Source organism: Micromonospora sp. NBS 11-29 (assembly GCF_002140155.1).
GTDB lineage: Bacteria > Actinomycetota > Actinomycetes > Mycobacteriales > Micromonosporaceae > Micromonospora.
In genome coordinates, this window is sequence record NZ_NAPR01000030.1 from 2,958 (window position 1) to 3,306 (window position 349).

Below are 349 nucleotides of genomic sequence, written 5' to 3' on the forward strand. Positions count from 1 at the left end.
CACCCGCCGTACCGACTGCGCGTCCACCACGGCCGGCAGGTCGACCAGACCACCCCAGCGACCGGGTTCCTCCAACCCCGCCACACGGCCGAGCCCCCAGATCCCGGCCGCCACGGGATCGACCGGCGCGTCGGCGGCACCGACCGCCGCCGCGCCCCGGGTCAGCCACCACAGCCGGCCGGCGACGCCGCTGTCGGTGAACGCCTGCACGGTCGCCAGCGCGGTCTCCGCCTCGGGGGCGAGCAGCGCCAGCACCCCGGCGACCGGACCGCCGTCGGCTTGCCCGCCGGGCGCGACGCCTGGTGCGCCGGAGGCGGCGGCGCGGAGGCGGGCGGCGGTCTCCCGCCGG

At 80.5% G+C, this 349-nt stretch carries 1 protein-coding gene; it reads right to left on the reverse strand.

Features of this window, described 5'->3' with window-relative positions:
• A partial coding sequence (locus B1205_RS30125; protein ID WP_176308823.1) for a hypothetical protein occupies positions 1 to 349 on the reverse strand: 349 nt, incomplete at both ends.